1 pseudogene is annotated in these 381 nt (G+C 58.0%); it reads right to left on the bottom strand.

Annotated features, from left to right (window positions below):
• Positions 1-256: 256 nt before the first annotated feature.
• Positions 257-381 (bottom strand): annotated as a pseudogene (locus FV217_RS23635) (restriction endonuclease); the annotation flags it as partial.

The following is a 381-nucleotide window of genomic DNA, read 5'->3' on the forward strand; positions in this document are numbered from 1 at the left end:
TTGAAACTGCCGAACGGGAAGATTCGCGCTCTTGTAAGCGGTAGGTCGCGAGTTCAAGTCCCGCAACCGGCACCACTCTATCCCCTTCGAAAGACAAGGCTTTTCGATTCCTTGAATGCCGCTCGTAAGCCTCTTTGAGGGCCGTGGTTACACGGTGGTTACAGAGTGGGTCGCGACGAGGAATCGAGGACGGTGGCGCGTGGTGCCGGCTCAGAATGGCAGCTTCCTCTCTCAAGCTGGCGCTTCCGTACCGATTTCATTGCTTGAAGCAGTTTTCCCTGTGCCAGCCGAGGAAATGCGGATGCGGTCTGTCGTGCGGCCTCAAGGGTGTGAAGGCTCGACCGGTCCGATTGATGAAACCGCGGATCCCATCGGGGTCGT

Origin of the sequence: Methylobacterium sp. WL9 (assembly GCF_008040035.1) — a bacterium.
Lineage (GTDB): Bacteria > Pseudomonadota > Alphaproteobacteria > Rhizobiales > Beijerinckiaceae > Methylobacterium > Methylobacterium thuringiense.